This is a genomic window from Marinitenerispora sediminis (genome assembly GCF_003336425.1).
Classification (GTDB): domain Bacteria; phylum Actinomycetota; class Actinomycetes; order Streptosporangiales; family Streptosporangiaceae; genus Marinitenerispora; species Marinitenerispora sediminis.
Genome location: NZ_QEIO01000012.1, coordinates 14,386 through 33,585 on the forward strand (window position 1 = coordinate 14,386; position 19,200 = coordinate 33,585).

15 protein-coding genes, 1 pseudogene and 1 riboswitch are annotated in these 19,200 nt (G+C 74.2%); of the genes and pseudogenes, 5 read left to right on the forward strand and 11 right to left on the reverse strand.

The window, feature by feature from the left end:
* Positions 1-101: 101 nt before the first annotated feature.
* Both DEF28_RS29040 and DEF28_RS03620 read right to left on the reverse strand, forming a co-directional pair.
* Positions 102-491 (reverse strand): annotated as a pseudogene (locus DEF28_RS29040) (SRPBCC domain-containing protein); the annotation flags it as partial.
* Positions 488-874, reverse strand: coding sequence for an ArsR/SmtB family transcription factor (locus DEF28_RS03620; RefSeq protein WP_309485827.1), 387 nt, complete (start codon positions 872-874; stop codon positions 488-490). The gene DEF28_RS03620 and the pseudogene DEF28_RS29040, both read right to left, overlap by 4 nt.
* Before the next feature lie 348 nt (positions 875-1,222).
* On the opposite strand from DEF28_RS03620, the gene DEF28_RS03625 reads away from it, so the two are divergent.
* The gene (locus DEF28_RS03625) at positions 1,223-1,672 is read left to right on the forward strand and encodes a hypothetical protein (RefSeq protein ID WP_114398878.1); all 450 of its coding nucleotides are present in this window, start codon (positions 1,223-1,225) and stop codon (positions 1,670-1,672) included.
* 76 nt (positions 1,673-1,748) lie between these two features.
* Here DEF28_RS03625 and DEF28_RS03630 read toward each other — a convergent pair whose 3' ends face one another.
* From DEF28_RS03630 to DEF28_RS03655, 6 genes are all read right to left on the reverse strand, one after another.
* Complete coding sequence (locus DEF28_RS03630; RefSeq protein WP_233515073.1) at positions 1,749-2,753, reverse strand: glycine betaine ABC transporter substrate-binding protein; 1,005 nt, start codon at positions 2,751-2,753, stop codon at positions 1,749-1,751.
* Positions 2,753-3,532 (reverse strand): ABC transporter permease, encoded by a 780-nt coding sequence (locus DEF28_RS03635; RefSeq protein ID WP_114398880.1) that lies wholly within the window; start codon positions 3,530-3,532, stop codon positions 2,753-2,755. The genes DEF28_RS03630 and DEF28_RS03635 overlap by 1 nt, the downstream gene beginning before the upstream one ends.
* Positions 3,529-4,857, reverse strand: coding sequence for a betaine/proline/choline family ABC transporter ATP-binding protein (locus DEF28_RS03640; RefSeq protein ID WP_147280165.1), 1,329 nt, complete (start codon positions 4,855-4,857; stop codon positions 3,529-3,531). Before DEF28_RS03640 ends, DEF28_RS03635 begins: the two co-directional genes overlap by 4 nt.
* Positions 4,850-5,503, reverse strand: coding sequence for an ABC transporter permease (locus DEF28_RS03645; RefSeq protein ID WP_199493120.1), 654 nt, complete (start codon positions 5,501-5,503; stop codon positions 4,850-4,852). Before DEF28_RS03645 ends, DEF28_RS03640 begins: the two co-directional genes overlap by 8 nt.
* A 379-nt stretch (positions 5,504-5,882) precedes the next feature.
* On the reverse strand, positions 5,883-6,422 hold the full coding sequence (locus DEF28_RS03650) for a hypothetical protein (RefSeq protein ID WP_181874357.1): 540 nt from the start codon (positions 6,420-6,422) through the stop codon (positions 5,883-5,885).
* A 107-nt stretch (positions 6,423-6,529) separates the two neighbouring features.
* The gene (locus tag DEF28_RS03655; protein WP_114398882.1) at positions 6,530-6,820 is read right to left on the reverse strand and encodes a hypothetical protein; all 291 of its coding nucleotides are present in this window, start codon (positions 6,818-6,820) and stop codon (positions 6,530-6,532) included.
* Positions 6,813-6,936: riboswitch (cobalamin riboswitch) on the forward strand. It overlaps the preceding gene by 8 nt.
* A gap of 63 nt (positions 6,937-6,999) precedes the next feature.
* On the opposite strand from DEF28_RS03655, the gene cobN reads away from it, so the two are divergent.
* Positions 7,000-10,731 (forward strand): cobaltochelatase subunit CobN, encoded by a 3,732-nt coding sequence (cobN, locus tag DEF28_RS03660; RefSeq protein WP_114433227.1) that lies wholly within the window; start codon positions 7,000-7,002, stop codon positions 10,729-10,731.
* Here the strand turns inward: cobN and DEF28_RS28940 are convergent.
* Complete coding sequence (locus DEF28_RS28940) at positions 10,692-11,516, reverse strand: DUF6585 family protein (RefSeq protein WP_309485828.1); 825 nt, start codon at positions 11,514-11,516, stop codon at positions 10,692-10,694. The two genes, cobN and DEF28_RS28940, sit on opposite strands and share 40 nt — an antisense overlap.
* On the opposite strand from DEF28_RS28940, the gene DEF28_RS03670 reads away from it, so the two are divergent.
* From DEF28_RS03670 to DEF28_RS03680, 3 genes are all read left to right on the forward strand, one after another.
* Positions 11,464-14,400 carry a penicillin acylase family protein gene (locus DEF28_RS03670; RefSeq protein WP_114398884.1) on the forward strand — a complete coding sequence of 979 codons (2,937 nt, stop codon included), beginning with the start codon at positions 11,464-11,466 and terminating at the stop codon, positions 14,398-14,400. The two genes, DEF28_RS28940 and DEF28_RS03670, sit on opposite strands and share 53 nt — an antisense overlap.
* 157 nt (positions 14,401-14,557) lie before the next feature.
* Positions 14,558-14,998, forward strand: a complete 441-nt coding sequence (locus DEF28_RS03675) for an NfeD family protein (RefSeq protein WP_114398885.1) — start codon at positions 14,558-14,560, stop codon at positions 14,996-14,998.
* A 46-nt stretch (positions 14,999-15,044) separates the two neighbouring features.
* The gene (locus tag DEF28_RS03680; RefSeq protein WP_114398886.1) at positions 15,045-16,130 is read left to right on the forward strand and encodes an SPFH domain-containing protein; all 1,086 of its coding nucleotides are present in this window, start codon (positions 15,045-15,047) and stop codon (positions 16,128-16,130) included.
* Between the two features lie 72 nt (positions 16,131-16,202).
* On the opposite strand, the gene DEF28_RS03685 is transcribed toward DEF28_RS03680, so the two are convergent.
* Both DEF28_RS03685 and DEF28_RS03690 read right to left on the reverse strand, forming a co-directional pair.
* A complete protein-coding gene (locus tag DEF28_RS03685) occupies positions 16,203-17,168 on the reverse strand; it encodes a quinone oxidoreductase family protein (protein WP_114398887.1) in 966 nt (321 codons plus the stop codon).
* A 43-nt stretch (positions 17,169-17,211) separates the two neighbouring features.
* Entirely contained in the window at positions 17,212-19,194 is a 1,983-nt protein-coding gene (locus tag DEF28_RS03690; RefSeq protein WP_114433593.1) for a serine/threonine-protein kinase, read from the reverse strand.
* Positions 19,195-19,200 lie beyond the last annotated feature (6 nt).

Below are 19,200 nucleotides of genomic sequence, written 5' to 3' on the forward strand. Positions count from 1 at the left end.
GACGCGCGCCCGCGCCGCCGCCGGCACCGGACCGGGGACGGCCGGTCGGGTGCCCGGCCGGTCACAGCGGGGCCAGCGCCGCGGCGAGCGTCCAGGTATCCCTCCCAGCTGCGGGAGGCGCTGTCGGCGATCGCGGGATCGGCGCGGACGTGGGTGCGGACCAGGACGCGGCCGCCGTCGCCGGCGGGGCGCAGTTCGATGCGGACGTGGTCGTCGAACTCGCGGTCCCCGCCCTCGGGATCGTGCTCGTCGAAGGCGAACAGCCGGGGCGGCTCGACGTCGGTGATCACGGCGGTCACGCGGTTCCCCGCACCGTCGTCGAGCACCACCCGGCCGCCCGGGCGCGGCTGCGGTTCGGTGACCGCGAAGGGGTACCAGCGTCCGAGGTGCCCGGGGTCGGTGACCGCCCGCCAGACCCGGTCCGGGCTGTGCGGGAGATGCCGTTCGAAGCGGAGGGCCGGGTGGCCGTCGAGGGTGTGGAGGGTGGTCACGGGGCGGGCTCCTCGGTGTGCGGTCCGGTGGGGGTGCTGGCGGAGCCGCCGGAGCCGCCGGAGTCGCGGGGCAGGCTGGCCAGGTGCCGTTCGAGGGCGTCCAGCCGCCCGTTCCACAGCTCCCGGTACGGGGCGAGCCAGGCGTCGAGGTCGGCCAGCGGTTCCACGCGCAGCCGGTAGCGCCGGTGCCGGGCGTCGGAGCGGACCGCCACCAGCCCCGCCTCGCGCAGGACCCGCAGGTGCTTGGAGACCCGCGGCTGGCTGACGGCCCGCTCCTCGACGAGTTCGCCGACGTTGCGCGGCCGGACGCGCAGCAGGTCGAGGATGCGCAGCCGGGTCGGGTCGCTCGGGGCCTGGAAGGGCAGGGGAGTGGGCGCGGGCACGGGCCGAATATGGCCCCGTGGGCATATACGCGCAAGGGCATATATGGGCGGCGGCCGGCCCCGGTGTCCCGCCGCCGGACCGGTGTGCGGCACTCCGGTGCTCGCGCGAGCGCTGGGCGGGGGTGGGCCGAACAACCTGGGGGCAGCCCTGGATTTCCTGACTACTCTGCGCTTACAGTTGGACGCAGTCAGCGGTCGAAGGATCGTGGGGCCGCGGTCCGGCAGTGCGCCGGGGCGCGGGAGCGCCAGCGTCGACAGCCCACCAGGTGAGTGCACCGCCGTTCTCGTCCCAGCCGTCCGGCTGCGGGCGTCCTCGCCCGATCCCGCGATCCGCACAGGAGGCTCCCGGTGAGCACCACCGCCCTGACCGAAGTCCCGTCCTCCGCCCCGGCCGCCGACGGCCGGCGGCACGACGTCGTCCTCTCGCTCGACCCGCTGACCCACGCCGAACTCCGGCGCGCCGCCGGCGGCCAGAGCGTGCAGTGCTATCTGCGCGTCCTGGCCGGGCGGCACGCCCGGTGGCTGGAGACCCGCGAATGGCTGCTCCAGTTGGAAGCGGCCTACGGCAAGATGCCGCCCGAGGCGCTCGAGGCGCTGCACCGGCGGATGCTCGGCCTGCCGCGAGCCGTGCCCGAGGGCGCCCGGTCGCTGACCATCACGCTGGACGCGGAGGAGGCCGCCGCCCTCGCCGAGCGGGCGGGGGAGCAGCCGCTGGCGCCCTACGCCCGCGACGTCCTGATCGACCACCTCACCGGCGGCACCGGACCGGGCGCGGCCGAGGCGGCCGGGCCGGAGTAGCCGCGCGCCGCGTGCCGGAGGCGGCCGCGGGACCGCGTTCCCCTCCGCGGTCCCGCGACAGCCCCGGCGCGCCCGGTCAGCGGCCGGCCAGCAGCGAGTCGCCCTCTTCGACGAAGCCCTCCTGGACCATCCAATCGCGTGCCACGAACACCGGGTCCTGTCCCTCCTCGTCCACCCGGGCGTTCAGCCGCATGATGGTCTCGTTGTCCAGGCGCTCGGCGATCGGCGCGAAGATCTCGGTGAGCTGGGGGTAGCGCTCCGCGAACTCCTGCCGGACGTTGACCGCCGGGTTGTAGATCGGGAACGCCTGGCGGTCGTCCTCCAGCATGGTGAGGCCGAGCGCGCCGATCCGGCCGTCGGTGGAGTACGCCGATCCGAGCGTGCAGGAGCCCCGGTCCACGGCCGCGTACACCACCCCGGACGTCATGACGTCGCCGCGGGAGGGGAACTCCTCCTCGGACAGGTTGTAGTCGTCGCGCAGCGAGGCCAGCCCGTCGTCCCGGTTGAAGAACTCGGTGTCCATGCACAGCGACCGCTCGGAGTGCGGGATGTTCTCGATGTCGGAGATGCCGTGCACGTCGTAGCGCTCGGCTGTCTCGGGCGTCACCACGATCGCGTAGGTGTTGTCCAGCGGCGCCGGCGGGTTCAGCCACACCATGCCGTTGCGCTCCAGGTCGAGGTCCCGGATCCGCTCGTACTGGTCTCGGGGCTCCTTGAGCACCTCGTCCTGCCCCTCGTAGACGAGCCACGCGGTCCCGGTGTACTCCCACATGAGGTCGCTCTCCCCGGCCAGCATGGCCCGTCGGGCGTTGTCGCTGCCCTGGATGTTGGTACGGTCCACCACCTCGAAGCCGGCGGCGTCGAGCGCCAGCACCGCGATCTTGCCGAGGATCAGCTGCTCGGTGAGCTCCTTGGAGGCCACCCGGATCTGCTCGCCCTCCAGCTCCGGGTAGTACCGGATCGAGCCGGGCTCCACGTCGGGGATGTACTGCGAGGCGGCCCGCAGGCCGCAGCCGCCGGCCAGGACCGCCAGTCCCAGGGCCGCGGCGAGCATCCGTGCGCGGCGCGCGTGTGCACCCATCACAGTCCCTTCGGCCGCAGCGCGGCGGTCACGACTCCGGCGATCCAGTCCACGAGCAGGGCGAGCAGCGCGATGAGCACCGAGCCCACCACGAGCGTGGCGACCCGGCTCGTGTTGACGCCGGACACCACGAGCTCGCCCAGTCCGCCGCCGTTGATGAAGGCCGCCAGGCCGGCCACGCCCACGTTGTGCACCACGGTGGTGCGGACGCCGGCGAGGATCACCGGCACCGCGAGGGGGAGTTCCACCCGCACCAGCACTCGCCACGCCGACATCCCGATCCCGCGGGCCGCCTCGACGAGGGCCGGATCCACCTCGCGAAGGCCGACCATCGTGTTGCGCAGCGCGGGCAGCATGCCGTAGAGCACCAGGGCCACGACGGCCGGCCAGAAGCCGATGCCGACCGCGATCGCCAGCAGCACGATCACCCCCACTGGCGGGGCGGACTGGCCGATGTTGGCGACCGCGAGCACCGCCGGCGTCGACCACCGCATCCACCGCCGGCTCACCAGCACGCCCAGCGGGACGGCGATGGCCAGTACCAGGAGGGTCGACACCGCGGTCAGCCCGACATGCTCCCACGTCTTGGCCGCGATGTGCGGCAGGTTGAGGGACCGCGCCTCCGTGGAGTCGAGGTCGGCCGCCTGGGTGTAGGCCACCGTGGCCACGGCGGCGAGCAGGACGCCGGCGGGGGTGAGCAGCGTCCGCCAGCCGGCCCCGAGCGGCGCCGCGGCCGGTCCGCCGCCGGTGCGCGCGGCCGGGGTGCCGACCGCGCTCATCGGGCGTCCGCCTCGTCCGCGGCGCCGGCCTCGGCCGCGCCGGCCAGCGCCGCCGTGTCCGGCACGCCGCCGGATGCCGCGGGGACCGCCGTGCCGGCTCCATCGGCCCGCACGTGCCGCGCCGGCTGCCGCCGCTGCCTGACCTCCTGGATCGCCTGGCGGACGGTCGCGAGCGTCACGGCGCCCACGTAGCGGCCGTGCCGTCCGACCACCGGGACCACCTCCCGGTCGGCGTTGAGCAGCGCCTCGACCGCTTCCTGCAGCGTGGAGCCGCCGGAGATGACGGTGTCGATCCGGCTGCCTGCCGCCGACGGGAGCACGCCGACCGGCCCGGAGCCGCCCGCCAGGTCCTCGCGGCCCACCCACCGCAGCGGGCGCTCCTCCTCGTCCAGCACGACCGCCCAGTCGCGTGCGGCCTCGTGCAGTCGTCGCCGCAGGTCGGCCACGTCGTCGCCGGGGCGGGCGCGCACCGCGTCGTCCAGGGCGACGTCGCGGACCCGGGTGAGCTTGAGCAGCTTCATGGAGGACCCGCCGCCGACGAACTGCTCGACGCTGGGGTCGGCCGGCTCGGCGAGGATCTCCTCGGGCGTCCCGAACTGCACGATCCGCGATCCGGCGCCGAGGATGGCGATGCGGTCGCCGAGCCGCAGCGCCTCGTCGACGTCGTGCGTGACGAACACGATCGTCTTGGACAGCTCGCCCTGCAGCCGCAGCAGTTCCTCCTGCAGGTTCTCGCGGGTGATCGGGTCGAGCGCGCCGAACGGCTCGTCCATGAGCAGCACCGGCGGGTCCGCGGCGAGCGCCCGAGCGACGCCGACCCGCTGCTGCTGCCCGCCGGAGAGCCGGCGCGGGTACCGGTCGCGGTACTCGGCGGGGTCGAGCCCGACCAGCTCCAGCAGCTCGTCGACCCGCCGGGCGATGCGCCGCCGGTCCCAGCCGAGCATCAGCGGCACCTGCGCGATGTTGCCCGCCACCGTCATGTGGGGGAACAGCCCGGCCTGCTGGATGACGTAGCCGATGTGCCGGCGCAGCTGGTCCGGCTGCTGCGCCCGGGCGTCGAGCCCGCCGATGAGGATGCGGCCGGAGGTGGGCTCGATCAGCCGGTTGATCATGCGCATCGTCGTGGTCTTGCCGCAGCCGGACGGCCCGAGCAGCACGACGATCTCCCCGGCCGGAACGGTCATCGTCAGGTCGTCGACGACGGGGTCGGCGGAGCCGAACCGCTTGGACACCCCGATCAGCTCGATCGGGACGCCGGCCGTTCCGCCGTCCTCCGCGGCGAGCGCGGCCAGGGTCTGCGGGTGGGCGGTGGTGGTCTCAGGCATGGCTCCGGATCCCCCGTGAGGTCGTCAGCTTGCCGATCAGGACGAAGAGGGCGTCGAACAGCAGGGCCATGAGCACGATGCCCAGCGTCCCCACGAGCGTGGCGTTGAGCGCGTTCGCGGCGCCGATGCGGGCGAGCCCCGAGAAGATCTGGTCCCCGAGCCCCGGCCCGGAGACGAACGCGGCGATGGCCCCGATGCCCATGGCCAGCTGGGCGGCCACCCGCAGGCCGGTCAGGATGACCGGCCAGGCGAGCGGCAGCTGGACGCGCAGCAGCACGCGCGAGCGGCTCATGCCGATGCCGCGCGCGGCCTCCACGAGCGCGGGGTCCACGCCGTTCAGGCCGACGATGGTGTTGCGCAGGACGGGGAGCAGCGCGTAGAGGACGATCGCCGTGACGCTCGGCGCCACGCCCAGTCCGAGGGGGGCGATGAGCAGGCCGAGCATGGCGAGGGAGGGGATGGTGAACAGCACGCTGGTCGCGCCGGTGGCCAGCGCCGTCGCCCGCTCGTCGCGGTGCACGAGGATGCCCAGCCCGACGCCGACGGCGGCGGCGACCAGGAGGCACTGGGCCACCATGCTCGCGTGCTGGACGGCCTGGAAGGCCAGCATGTCGAAGCGGCTGGCGATGTACTCCGGGAGCGTCACGGCGTGGCCGCCTCCCGGGTCCGTCCGGTGTTCGGAGCAGCGGTTTCGGTCATGCGCCGCTTCCTTACCGGTGCGCGGGCACGTACTCGCATCCGGAGAGAAGGTGACGTTTTTGTTACCGAACGCGGTGTGCTGTCCGATTCGCGGTGTTATGTGGGACCTGGCGGCCCCGACGGCCCCGGGGGCGTGGCAGCCGGCGGGTCCAGCGGAGCGCGCGCGGCGGCGTGCCGAGCGGAAGGTCGGGGTGGCGGACTCTCGCGGAGGGGGGCGGCGCCGTGGCCGCTCCGCGGAGTCCCGTCACCCGCGCCGGACGGAGCGCGCAGGGCCGTCCGGGGGCGCCGTCAGGCCGCGCACCGCCGGGCGGTGCCGGCCGCCGGGCTCACGCGCCGGCGGCCAGCGACCGCACGTAGTTGAAGTTCTGGTGCACCTGGTTGACCTGCACCTGGCTGTGCACCGGGATCTGCGTGGTGTGGTACTGCTGCCCGTTGCGCACCGCGACCTGCACGGTGCCGGAGACGCGGGTCTCCTTGACCAGTAGGAAGAACAGGCTGAACACGCAGATGAACAGGAAGCCGAGCAGGGCGAGGATCAGCGCCCAGGTCGGCATCTTCTGCTCGGTCTGGACGAGGTTGTTGATCGTCCAGACGCTGCCGCGCAGCGGGAACGCGCCGCCCGGCGTGATGACCTGGCTCTGGGTCACCGTGATGTCGCCGATGGTGGTCAGCGTGGGCTCGCCGCCGGGGGGCGTGGTCTGGTAGTCGGGAGGCGCCTGCCAGCCTCCGGTCTGCGGCGTCTGGTTGTAGGGCACCATCGCACCGGAGGGGTAGCCCCCCGAGGGGAGGCCCGGGTTGGCGGGCCCGCCTCCGGTCTGGTGGTGGGGTTCGCCCTGTCCCATGGGCGGCTCAGGGTAGTGGGTCATAGTCAGGAATTCTCGCACCTGAATCGGACCGCCGAGTCGCTTCCCGGTAACAGAATCCCGTCATCCCCGCCATGGCGGGACGGCGCTGTGCCCCGCCCTGCCCCCGCTCAGCCGGCCCGGCGCTCCCGGAGCCGGGCCGCCGCCGCACGGGCCGTGGCCGGATCCGCGGCGCGCAGCAGCACGTCGCCCCTCCACTCGTCGACCCGCCGCAGGTCGTCCTCGGCCGGGCCGTGCCCGGACGGTTCCTGGGTGCCGATCCGCGGCCCCGGGCCCGCCTCCGCGGTCGCCGTCCCGGCCAGGTCCGCGGCCGACAGGTAGCCGCCGGCCTCGGCGAGCCGCCCGCACACGGTCCGGCGGGGCCGCTCTGCCAGGATGGGACCCGGCGACCGGAGGAACACGGTGCGAATCCGTGGCTGTCCCGCAACTGTCAGGGGGGAGCCCGCCTCGAACGAGGCCACTGCCGCGCGAGCGGCGGGAAGGCCGGGGCGGGCGGCGAATCCCGAGCCAGGAGACTTCGCGCCGCCGCGCACGTGTTCCGTTCCGGGGCGAGGACCCCGACAGGAAGTAAGGACCAGGCATGGCCACGATCCTGCTGCTGTCCACCGCCGACACCGAGCTGCTCGCCGCGCGCGCCGCCGGCGCCGGCTACCGCACCGCCAACCCCGCGCGCACCGACCCGGCCGACCTGCCCGGCCTGCTGGACGGCGCGGACGTCGCCGTCGTCCGGCTCCTCGGCGGACGCGAGGCATGGCCGCGCGGCCTCGACGCGCTGCGCGCCAGCGGTGTCCCGCTCGTCGCCCTCGGCGGTGAGGCCGCCCCCGACGCCGAACTCCTCGCCCTGTCCACGGTGCCCTCCGGAGTCGCCACCGAGGCGCACGGATACCTGCGCGAGGGCGGAGTCGGCAACCTGCGGGAACTCGCCCGCTTCCTCTCCGACACCGTGCTGCTGACCGGGGAGGGCTTCGAGCCGCCCCGGCCGATGCCCGAGTACGGGACCCGCGGCACGCCTGCCGCGCACCCCGGCCGGCCCACCGTCGCCGTCGTCTTCTACCGCGCCCACGAGCTCTCCGGGAACACCGCGTTCGTCGACACGCTGTGCGCGGCGATCGAGGCGGCCGGCGGCGCCCCGCTGCCGGTCTTCACGGGGTCGCTGCGCGGCGTGTCGCGGGACACCCATTCCGGCCTGTTCGAGCTGCTCGACCGGGCCGACGCGGTCATCACCACCGTGCTCGCGGCCGGCGGGGCCGTGGCCGCCGACGCCAGCGGCGGCGGCGACGAGGACGCCTGGGACGCCGGCGCGCTCGCCGCACTGGACGTGCCGGTCCTGCAGGGGCTCGTGCTGACCTCCAGCCGCGCCGCCTGGGCGGCCTCCGACGCCGCGCTCACCCCCATGGACGCCGGCATGCAGGTCGCGATCCCCGAGTTCGACGGCCGGATCGTCACGGTCCCGTTCTCCTTCAAGGAGCTGGACCCCGCCACCGGCGTGCCCGTGTACGCCGCCGATCCCGAACGCTGCGCCCGCCTCGCGGGCATCGCCGTGCGCCACGCCCGGCTGCGCGCGATCCCGCCGGCCGGGCGGCGGCTCGCCGTGGTGCTCTCCTCCTACCCCACCAAGCACTCCCGGGTCGGCAACGCCGTCGGCCTGGACACCCCCGCCTCGGCCGTGCGGCTGTTCCGCCGGCTCGCCGAGCATGGCTACGACCTGGGCCCCGACGACCGGCTCTGGCGCCCGCCCGCGCCGGAGGAGGGCCGGCGCGCCGACGACGGCGACCCGCTCATCCACGCCCTGATCGCCGCCGGCGGCCACGACGTCGAGTGGCTCACGGCGGAGCAGCTCGCCCAGGCGCCGGCCCGGGTCCCCCTCGACGACTACCAGCGGTGGTTCGACGCGCTGCCCGCGCCCCTGCGCGACGGCATCCGCGAGCACTGGGGGGAGCCGCCGGGCGAGCTGTACACCGACGACTCCGCCGGCCGCCCGGAGATCGTGCTGGCCTGCCTGCGCTTCGGCAACGTCGTCCTGATGATCCAGCCGCCGCGGGGCTTCGGCGAGAACCCGATCGCCATCTACCACGACCCCGACCTGCCGCCCTCCCACCACTACCTGGCCGCCTACCGGTGGCTGGAGACGGCACGGGAGGCGGGCGGGTTCGGCGCGGACGCCGTGGTCCACCTGGGCAAGCACGGCACTCTGGAGTGGCTGCCGGGCAAGGGGCTGGGGCTGGCCGCGGAGGACGCGCCGGACGCCGTCCTGGGCGACCTTCCGCTGGTCTACCCCTTCATCGTCAACGACCCGGGTGAGGGGACGCAGGCCAAGCGCCGCGGCCACGCGACCGTCGTGGACCACCTCGTGCCGCCCATGGCGCGCGCCGACACCTATGGCGACATCGCCCGTCTGGAGCAGCTGCTCGACGAGTACGCGCTGGTCAGCGACCTGGACCCCGACAAGGCGCCCGCGCTGCGCGCCCAGATCTGGACGCTGGTCAAGGCCGCGGAGCTCCACCACGACCTGCACACCGCCGAGATGCCGGGGGAGGAGGAGTTCGACGACTTCGTCCTGCACGTCGACGGCTACCTGTGCGAGATCAAGGACGTCCAGATCCGGGACGGCCTGCACGTCCTCGGTGCCGCCCCCGAGGGCGAGGCGCGGACCAACCTCGTGCTCGCGGTGCTGCGCGCCGCGCAGGTGTGGGCCAACCAGGCGGGCGCGCTGCCCGGGCTGCGGGCCGCGATCGCCGCGTGCTTCGGGCTGGACGAGAAGGCGCTGCTGGCCGAGCCCGGCGCCCCCGTCGACGTGCCCGCCGCCCTCACCGAACTGGTCGACGGACCGAGCCGCAGCGGCTCCGACGCGATCGACCTCCTCGACGCGCTCGCCCGCCGGGCCGTGGAGCGGATGGACGCCCTGGGCTGGGTCGCCGACAAGGCCGGCACCGTGCTGGCGGAGGTGATCGGCCGGCCGGCGCCGGACGCCGAGCGGGTGCTCGCGTTCGCCGCCGAGGAGGTGGTGCCGCGGCTCGCGGCGACCAGCGGCGAGATCGACGCCGTGCTGCACGCGCTCGACGGCGGCCACGTGCCGGCCGGGCCGTCCGGATCGCCCACCCGCGGCCTGGTCAACGTGCTGCCGACCGGCCGCAACTTCTACTCGGTGGACCCCAAGGCGGTGCCGTCCCGCAACGCGTGGGAGGTGGGCCAGGCCCTCGCCGACTCCCTCGTGCGGCGCCACCTCGACGACACCGGGAAGTACCCGCGATCGGTCGGCCTCACCGTGTGGGGCACCGCCGCCATGCGCACCCAGGGCGACGACGTCGCCGAGGTGCTGGCCCTCCTCGGGGTCCGGCCGACCTGGGACGACGCGTCGCGCCGGGTCACCGGGTTCGAGATCGTCCCGCCGGCCGAACTCGGCCGCCCGCGCATCGACGTCACTGTGCGGATCTCCGGGTTCTTCCGCGACGCCTTCCCGCACGTCATCAAGCTGCTCGACGACGCGGTCGCGGCGGTCGCCGAGCTGGACGAGCCGCCGGAGGCCAACTACCCCCGCGCCCACGCGCTGGCCGACCACGCCGGCCACGGCGACTGGCGGCGGGCGACCACCCGGATCTTCGGCTCCAAGCCGGGCGCCTACGGGGCCGGCCTGCTGCCGCTCATCGACGCCCGCAACTGGCGGGACGACGCCGACCTCGCCGAGGTCTACGCGGTGTGGGGCGGCTACGCCTACGGCCGCGGCCTGGACGGCCGGGAGGCGCGCGCCGACATGGAGGCCTCGTTCCGCCGCATCGCGGTGGCGGCCAAGAACCAGGACACCCGCGAGCACGACATCGTCGACTCCGACGACTACTTCCAGTACCACGGCGGCATGGTGGCGATGGTGCGCCGCCTCACGGGCGCCAACCCGGCCGCCTACGTGGGCGACTCCGCGCTCCCGGACCAGGTGCGCACCCGGACGCTCGCCGAGGAGACCCGGCGCGTCTTCCGCGCCCGCGTCGTCAACCCGCGCTGGATCGCCGCCATGCGCCGCCACGGCTACAAGGGCGCCTTCGAGCTGGCCGCCACGGTCGACTACCTGTTCGGCTACGACGCCACCGCCGGCGTGGTGGACGACTGGATGTACGCCAGACTCGCGGAGAGCTACGTCTTCGACCCCGAGAACCGGGAGTTCCTCGAACGCTCCAACCCGTGGGCGCTGCGCGGCATCACCGAGCGCCTGCTGGAGGCCGCCGACCGAGAGCTGTGGCAGCAACCGGATCCCGCCACCCTCGACCGGCTCCGCGAGACCTACCTCCGGCTGGAGGGCGACCTGGAGGACGGGGACTGAGGCCGAACGGGGCAGCGGCCCCGGGCGTGTCCCGAGTTGCGGAGTCGCTCCGCACGCCGGAAAGCCCGGGGCCGTGACGGCTCCGGGCGCAGGGAAACGGGGGCCGGCTGGTCCAGCGACGCGCCGGTGTACTCGCGCACCAGCGCGACCAAGACGAGGAAGTCGGGGACGTAGCCGACCTGCTGCGAGGTCGTGAACAGCTTCCCGGTCCGCTTGATGTCGAGGTAGCCGTCCTCGATCGTGACCCCGGAGATCTCGCCCCACGGGATTTCGGTGCGGTCGATGGCCAACGCGTGGGGTGTCGCGGTCACCGGCCCGAACCCGACCGGCCGGCCGGCGGAGAGTTCCGCGAGGGCGCGGGGCAGATGGGCGCGCGTCACGCCCTCCTCCAGCATCGGCCCCCACTCGCGACACCGCCCGAACGCGCCGAACGCGTCTCCCCGCCCGGGGTGCGCCGAGCCGTGGGCGGCCGCCGCCGTTCGTCCGGCTTCCGGACGGCCGCCAGGGGGTACCGCTACCCCGGCGGCCCCTGGCCGCAACCGGCCAACGCGGCCGCGGCCGGACCTCCGGAGCGGGCGGCGTACCCGCACTCCGCTGTTACCAGCGGTAATACCGCACGCCTGCCGGCGGCTGGCCGCCCGGTGCTGCTGACCGATAAATATGAATGTCTTTCGGAAAACTGCTCTCGCTGCGTAACCTACCCGCACCCCCGCGTGAACGAGGTGTGTGGACATGGTGCGACGCCCCCGATGGCACGCGGCCGCCGCCGCGGGAACGGCGGTCATCTGCCTGGCGACCGGTGCGGCCACGGCCGCCCCGGCCGCGGCCGAGCCCGCCGGCCGGCTCGACGCGGCCCGGCTCATGGCCGCCGTCGAGGACTACTGCGGCGACGGCTGCCACGACATCCTCGCGCCCGGTCAGAACGGCAACGCCACCCTGGTCGAGATCCTCGGCCACCAGCTGTTCGGCACCCGGCCGCAGTTCTCCGACACCCAGCTGGCGGCCTACGACGGCCTGCTGCACGGCTACGACGACCTCACCGGCACCGCGATCGACGACTACTTCCTGGACGCCTCGTTCGGCGTCCCCGCCGACGAGATCGGCTCCCAGGTCCAGCCGCGCTTCGACGTCACGATCGTCCGCGACCGCCGGCACGGCATCCCGCACGTCTACGGGACCACCCGCGCCGGAACCATGTACGGCGCCGGCTATGCCGCCGCCCAGGACCGGCTGTTCCTCATGGACCTGCTCCGCAACCTCGGCCGGGGGCAGCTCACCGCGTTCGCCGGCGGTGCCGAGAGCAACCAGGCGCTGGAACAGAGCCTGTGGCGCGGCGCCCCCTACACCGAGGCCGACAAGCAGGCCCAGATCGACCGCGTCGCGGCGAGCGGCGAGCGCGGCGCCCAGGCCCTCGCCGACGTCGAGAGCTACGTGGAGGGCATCAACGCCTACATCGACCGCGCCGAGCAGCGCCGCGACTACCCCGGCGAGTATGTGCTCACCGGCCACAAGGACGCCATCACCCAGGCCGGCGAGATCGAGCACTTCGGCGCCACCGACGTCGTCGGAATCGCGGCGATGGTCGGGCTGCTGTTCGGCGGCGGGGGCGGCGACGAGGTGCGGTCCGCGCTCGTGCGGGCCGGATTCTGGGACCGCTACGGCCCCGAGGACGGCGAGCGGATCTGGCGCACCTGGCGCATGGAGAACGACCCGGAGGCCGTGGTGACCGCCGAGGGGGAGTTCCCCTACACCCAGACCCCCGACCAGCCCGTGGGCGAGGCCGTCCCCGACCCCGGCTCCGTGGTGCCCTACGACATCGTCCGCGACCGGAGCGGCGCCGCCGCCACCGGTGCCGCCGCCCCGGCGCGCGCCGGCGGCACCGAGGACAGCGGTAGCGGAGCCGGTTCCGCCGCCGACCTGCCCGAGGCCGACCAGGACCGGCTCGCCGAACTCGCCGAGGAGGGCGACCTGTCCGCGGCCGAGGGCGTGTTCAACGACGGGCTGCTCCCCGGCGACCTGCTCGACGGGCCGCCGAGCATGTCCAACGCCCTCGTCGTCTCCGGCGAGCACACCGAGAGCGGCCACCCCGTCTCCGTCGCCGGTCCGCAGACCGGCTACTACCTGCCGCAGCTGCTGCTCGTCCAGGAGCTCCAGGGCCCCGGCATCAGCGCGCGCGGGGCCTCCTTCCCCGGCGTCAGCTTCTACGTGCAGATCGGCCGCGGCGCCGACTACTCCTGGAGCCCCACGTCCGCCGGCCAGGACATCACCGACACCTTCGCGGTGGAACTGTGCGAACCCGGCGGAGGCACGCCCACCGTGGAGTCGCGGCACTACCGGGACGGCGCCGACTGCGTCGCCCTGGAGGAGCTCAGCGTGTACAACGAGTGGTCGCCGACCGTCGCCGACCAGACCCCCGCCGGCTCCTACACCCTCACGGCGCTGCGGTCCAGGTTCGGCCTCGTCGACAGCTTCGGCACCGTCGACGGCGTCCCGGTCGCCTTCGCCACCCGCCGCTCCACCTACCTGCGCGAGGTCGACTCCATCATCGGCTTCCAGAAGTTCAACGACCCCGGCGCCGTCCGCTCGGCGGCCGACTTCCAGAACGCCGCCATGGACATCGGCTACGCGTTCAACTGGCACTACGCCGACGACGAGCAGATCGCCTACGTCAACTCCGGCGCCAACCCGGTGCGCACCCCGGGCACCAACCCCAACCTGCCGATCAGCGCCGACTCCGCCGCCGGCTGGGCCGGCTGGGACCCCGAGACCAACGGCGCCGACTACACCCCGCTCGCCGAGCACCCCAACTCCCGCGACGCCGACTACTACGTCAACTGGAACAACAAGCCCGCCGCCGGATACACCTCCGGATACGCCACCGGGTCGGTGCACCGCGGCGACCTGCTGGACGAGCGGCTCCGGGAGCTCGTGGCCGCCGACGCGCCGGTCACCCCGGCGGCCCTCGTCGCCGCCATGCAGGAGGCCGCCACCGTCGACCTGCGCGGCGACCAGGTGCTGCCCGAGCTGCTCCGGGTGCTGGACAGCGCCCCCGTCGACGACCCCGCCCTCGCCGCGGCCGTCGAGGACCTGCGCGCCTGGCAGCAGGCCGGCGCGACCCGCCGCGAGACCGCGCCCGGCAGCGGGGAGTACGCGCACGCCGATGCCATCCGGACCATGGACGCCTGGTGGCCGCTGCTCGTGCGGGCGCAGTTCGAGCCGGGGCTCGGCACGGAGCTGTACGAGGCGGTGTCCGGCGTCGCGCAGGTCGACGAGTCGCCCTCCGGCCAGATCGGCGGCGGCGAGCCCGGCAGCGTGAACCAGGGCCAGGCCCACAAGGGGTCGAGCTTCCAGTACGGCTGGTGGTCCTATGTCGACAAGGACCTGCGCACCGTCCTCGGTGACGAGGTCGCCGGCCCGCTCGGCACCGCCTACTGCGGAGGCGGCGAGCTCGACGCCTGCCGGGCGGTGCTGCTGGACGCGCTCGCCGAGGCCGCGGCCGCACCGGCGACCGAGGTCTACCCGGGCGACGCGGAGTGCGCCGCCGGCGACCAGGTGTGCGCCGACTCGGTGGTGCACGCCCCGCTGGGCGGCGTTACGGTCGACCGCATCCCCTGGCAGAACCGGCCCACCTACCAGGCGGTCCACGAGTTCTACGGCGGACGGGGGTAACCCGGGGGGAGCGCGCGCCGGGGCGAGGGCCGGGCAGGGCGGCTCCCGGTACCGCTCCGCCCAATCCACCGGGGATCCGAGCCCGCGATCGCGTGCCGTTCGTCACATCGGTGGGTAGTTTAAGGAGTACCCGCCACAGGACGGGAGGGCGGTCGACATGCCGGTGTGGATTCTGTGGATGATCGCGGCGGTCGTGCTGGGGGTCGCGGAGATCTTCACGCTGACTCTGTCGCTCGGACTGCTGGCCGTCGCGGCCATGGCCGCCGGCGTCGCCGGCGCGCTGGGCGGCAACCTCGTGCTGCAGGCGCTCGCCTTCGTCCTCACCTCCGCCACGGGGCTGCTGGTGGTACGGCCCGTCGCGCGCCGCCACCTCCGCCAGCCGCCCCCGTTACGCTCCGGAACCGCCGCTCTCGTCGGCCGGTCCGCGGTGGTCATCGAGGAGATCGCCGGAGAGCGCGGCCGCATCCGGCTGTCCGGAGAGGAGTGGACCGCGCGGTCCTTCGACGAGAACCAGGTGATCCCGGCCGGAGCCCGCGTCGACGTGCTGGAGATCCAGGGAGCGACGGCGGTGGTCTACCCGCACGAGTCGCTGCCGTGACCGTGCGCCGGCCGGCGACCTCCACTCATGACAAGGCAGGCAAGAGATGCTCGGTTTCGAAGTCGTGTTCTTCGTCCTCGCGATCATCGTGATCGTGGCGGTCATGTCCATGGTGCGGATCGTGCCGCAGGCCCGCGCCTACAACATCGAGCGGTTCGGCCGGTACATGCGCACCCTGCAGCCGGGCCTGAACTTCATCATCCCGGGTGTGGACCGGGTCAACACCAAGTTCGACCTGCGGGAGCAGGTGTTCTCCTCGCGGCCCCAGCCGGTGATCACCGAGGACAACCTCGTGGTGAACATCGACACCGTCCTCTACTACCAGATCACCGACCCGCGGGCCGCCGCCTACGAGGTCGCGAACTACCTGCAGGCCATCGACCAGCTCACGGTCACCACCCTGCGCAACGTCATCGGCGGCATGGACCTGGAGCGCACCCTGACCTCGCGTGAGGAGATCAACTCGCGGCTGCGCGGCGTCCTCGACGAGGCCACCGGCAAGTGGGGGATCCGGGTGAACCGGGTCGAGATCAAGGCCATCGACCCACCGCCCACCATCAAGGAGGCGATGGAGAAGCAGATGCGGGCCGAGCGCGACAAGCGGGCGGCGATCCTGCACGCCGAGGGCGCGCGGCAGTCCAAGATCCTCACCGCCGAGGGCGCCCGCCAGCAGGCGATCCTGGAGGCCCAGGGCCAGCAGCAGGCCGCCATCCTGCGGGCGGACGGCGAGGCCAAGGCCATCGAGCGCGTCTTCCAGGCCGTGCACCGCAACAACGCCGACGCCAAACTGCTCGCCTACAAGTACCTGGAGACGCTGCCGTCGCTGGCCAACGGTGAGGGCAACACGTTCTGGGTGATCCCCGGCGAGCTGACGCAGGCCCTGCAGAACGTGAGCCAGGCGTTCGCCGGCAGAGCCGACGGCACCGCGGCCGCCGCCGGCGAGCAGGAGGCCGGGGAGGAACGGGAGGAGTCCCGGCAGCTCACCTCGGGCGATCCGCTGCTCAACCAGGAGGCCGTGCGCGCGGCCGACGAGGCGGCCGAACGCGCCGCGGAGGCCGTGGCCAGCGCCAAGGCCGAGGCCGAGGCGGCGGCCGGGCCGACCGGACTGCCCAACCAGCGTCCGCAGAGCTGACGCCGGCGCCGGAGCGGGGCGGTACCCGCCGCCCCGCTCCGGCGCGCTCCCGACCCGGACCGGCGGGCCGGGTCAGACCAGCAGCAACTTGCCCGTGGTCCGCCGGCCCGCCAGGTCCTCGTGGGCGCGGGCGGCGTCGGCGAGGTCGTAGCGGCCGCCGATCCGCACGTCGAGACCGCCGCTCGCCACCAGGCCGAGCACGTCGGAGGCCCGGTCCAGCAGCTCGGCCCGGTCGGCCAGGTAGTGCGTCAGCATCGGCCGGGTCAGGTAGACCGAGCCGGCGGCGTTGAGCCGCTGCGGGTCCACCGGCGCGACCGCGCCGCTGGACTGGCCGAACAGCGCCAGCACCCCGCGCGGGCGCAGCGAGGCCAGGCTCGCGTCGAACGTGTCGGCGCCCACGCCGTCGTACACCGCGGCGACGCCGACCCCGTCTGTCAGCGACCGTACCGCCTCGGCGACGTCGGTCTCGGTGTAGCGGATGACCTCGTCGGCCCCGGCCGCGCGCGCCAGCCGCTCCTTCTCCGGTGTCGACACCGTGCCGATGACCCGGCCGCCGCGCAGCTTCGCCAGCTGGGTGATCAGCAGCCCCGTACCCCCGGCCGCCGCGTGCACGAGCACCGTGTCGCTCGGCGAAACCGGGGCGGTCGAGTGGGTGAGGTAGTGGGCCGTCAGCCCCTGCAGCAGCACCGCCGCGGCCTGCTCGCCGGTGACCCCGTCGGGGACCGGCACGGCGCGCTCGGCCGGAACGACCGCCCGGTCGGCGTAGCCACCCGGCACCATCACCCAGCCGACCCGCTGGCCGACCCGCAGGTCCTCGACACCGTCGCCCACGGCGCTGATCCGCCCGGCCGCCTCGACGCCGGGGGTGAACGGGGTCGGCACGGAGTAGGCGCCGCCGCGCTGGTAGATGTCGATGAAGTTGACCCCGCGCGCCTCGATGTCGACCAGGACCTCGCCCGGGCCGGGCCGCGGGTCGGCTACCTCCGCCAGCTCCATGACCTCCGGTCCACCCTGCTTCTCGATCACGATCGCGCGCATGGTCGTTCTCCATTCGTCGGCGCGGGCCCTCGGCCCGCGGGGATCAGCTGGCGGACGGGTCGGGCTCGTCCTCGCCCAGCCGGTGGAGGGCGAAGTTGTCGAAGAACACGCAGGCATCCGCTCCGCCTCCGCCGCCGCGCTGCACGGTGATGCCGACCTGCCGGCCGTTCTCCGGGTCGTCCGGCAGCGGTTCGTTGTCGACGGCCTCCAGCACGTGCCGGCCGTTGACCCACAGGTTGATGGTCATGGTCGCGGCCTCGCCGTCCAGCTCGCAGGACATCGCGAGGTTGTTGACCGCGCCCTCGTCGGTGTCGAAGCCGCGGACGCTGTCGGTGGCGGCCAGCTGGTTCCCCCCGTTGTCACCCGCGTCGCGCCGGACCTGCGCGCCGGTGCCGTCGAAGCGCACCAGCGCCTCGTAGCGGGATCCCGGACCGTCCTCCGAGCTGAGGTGGAAGCAGCGCAGGCCGAGCAGGCTGTAGTCGGGACCGTCCTGCGTGACGGCGTCCACGCTGACCAGGACCCGGTCGGGCCTCGGCTCGGTGACCGGAGCGTACTCGCCGCGGCTCTGCTGCTCGGCCGACACGCGCAGCGCGAACTGCTCCTCGTAGTAGCCGCCGTCGGAGGACTCGTCATCGGGGTTGAACACCGTGTTGGAGTACCAGCCAGTGTCCGTGCGGAGGAAGTCGTCGGTGTAGACGGAGGAGCCCTCCGGGACACCGGGGCCGCCCAGCAGCCGCACCCCTCCGATGACGGCCGCGCCCACGACGATGACCGCGAGCGCGCTCGCGCCCACGACCCGGGCGCCGCCGGGCACCGCCGCGCCACCTGGGGGAGGCACGGGGGAACCGCCCCCGGGTGCGCCGCCCACCGGGGGCTGCGGGCCGGAGGTGGGCTGGTGGCCGAGGGAGTGCTGTGGGCCGGAGGTGGGCTGGTGGGCGCCGCCGAATCCGGGCTGCGGACCGGAGGTGGGCTGGGGGTGCTGCGGCGGCGCGGAGCCGGTCCGGTCGGCCGGTCCGTCCGGCATCGCCCGGGTGTCCACCTCGGAGAGGTCCGCGGTGGGCGTACCGGAGTCGCCCGGTCCCGCGGCGGCTCCGGCCGCCCCCGCGAGCCCGGCGGCCGCGAGGTCGGCCGGGCGGGCGGTCGACGGCGGGGTCCAGGAGCGGACCACCGTCTGGTCGACCACGGACTCGGCCGGATCCTCCTGGCCGAACAGCCGGTTGAGGAGCTGCTGCGCGGTGGGTCGGCGGGCGGGGTCCTTCTCCAGCGCCGGGAGTACGAGGTCGCGCATCTCGGGGTCGAGGCCGCCGAGGTCGGGCTCGCCGGAGGAGATGCGGTGCAGGACCGCGGGAACGGTCGGCGCGTCGAACGGCGCCTTGCCGGTGCCCGCGTAGGCGACCAGGCAGCCCCAGGAGAAGATGTCGGAGGCCGGGGTGACGTCCTGGCCGAGGACCAGTTCGGGGGCCAGGTAGGCGGGGGTGCCCATGAGCTGGCTGGACCGGGTGACCGCGCTGTCGTCGTCCATGGCGCGGGCGATGCCGAAGTCGATCACCTTGGGACCGACGGAGGAGAGCAGGACGTTCGCGGGCTTCAGGTCCCGGTGCACGATCCCGGTGCCGTGGATGGCGGCCAGCGCCGCGGCGACCCCCATGGCCAGGCTCTCCAGGGTGCCGCCGCGCATGGGGCCGTCGGCGGCGACGGCCTGGGCCAGGTTGGGGCCGGGCACGTACTCGGAGACGATGAACAGCGGGTCGCCGTCCAGCCGGGCGTCGAGGACGGCGGCGGTGGAGAACCGCGCCACCCGGCGGGCGGAGCGCACCTCGCGCGCGAAGCGCCGGCGGAAGTCCTCGTCGTCGCTGAGGTCGGGATGGATGAGCTTCACCGCGACGAGACGCCCCGAGGTGTCCTCGGCCAGGTAGACGGTGCCCATGCCGCCCCGTCCCAGCCGACCCAGGAGACGGTAGCCGCCGAGCTCGTGCGGGTCGCCGGTGCGGAGGGGCTTGATGCGCTCGTGCCCGTTGGACGTCACAGTGCT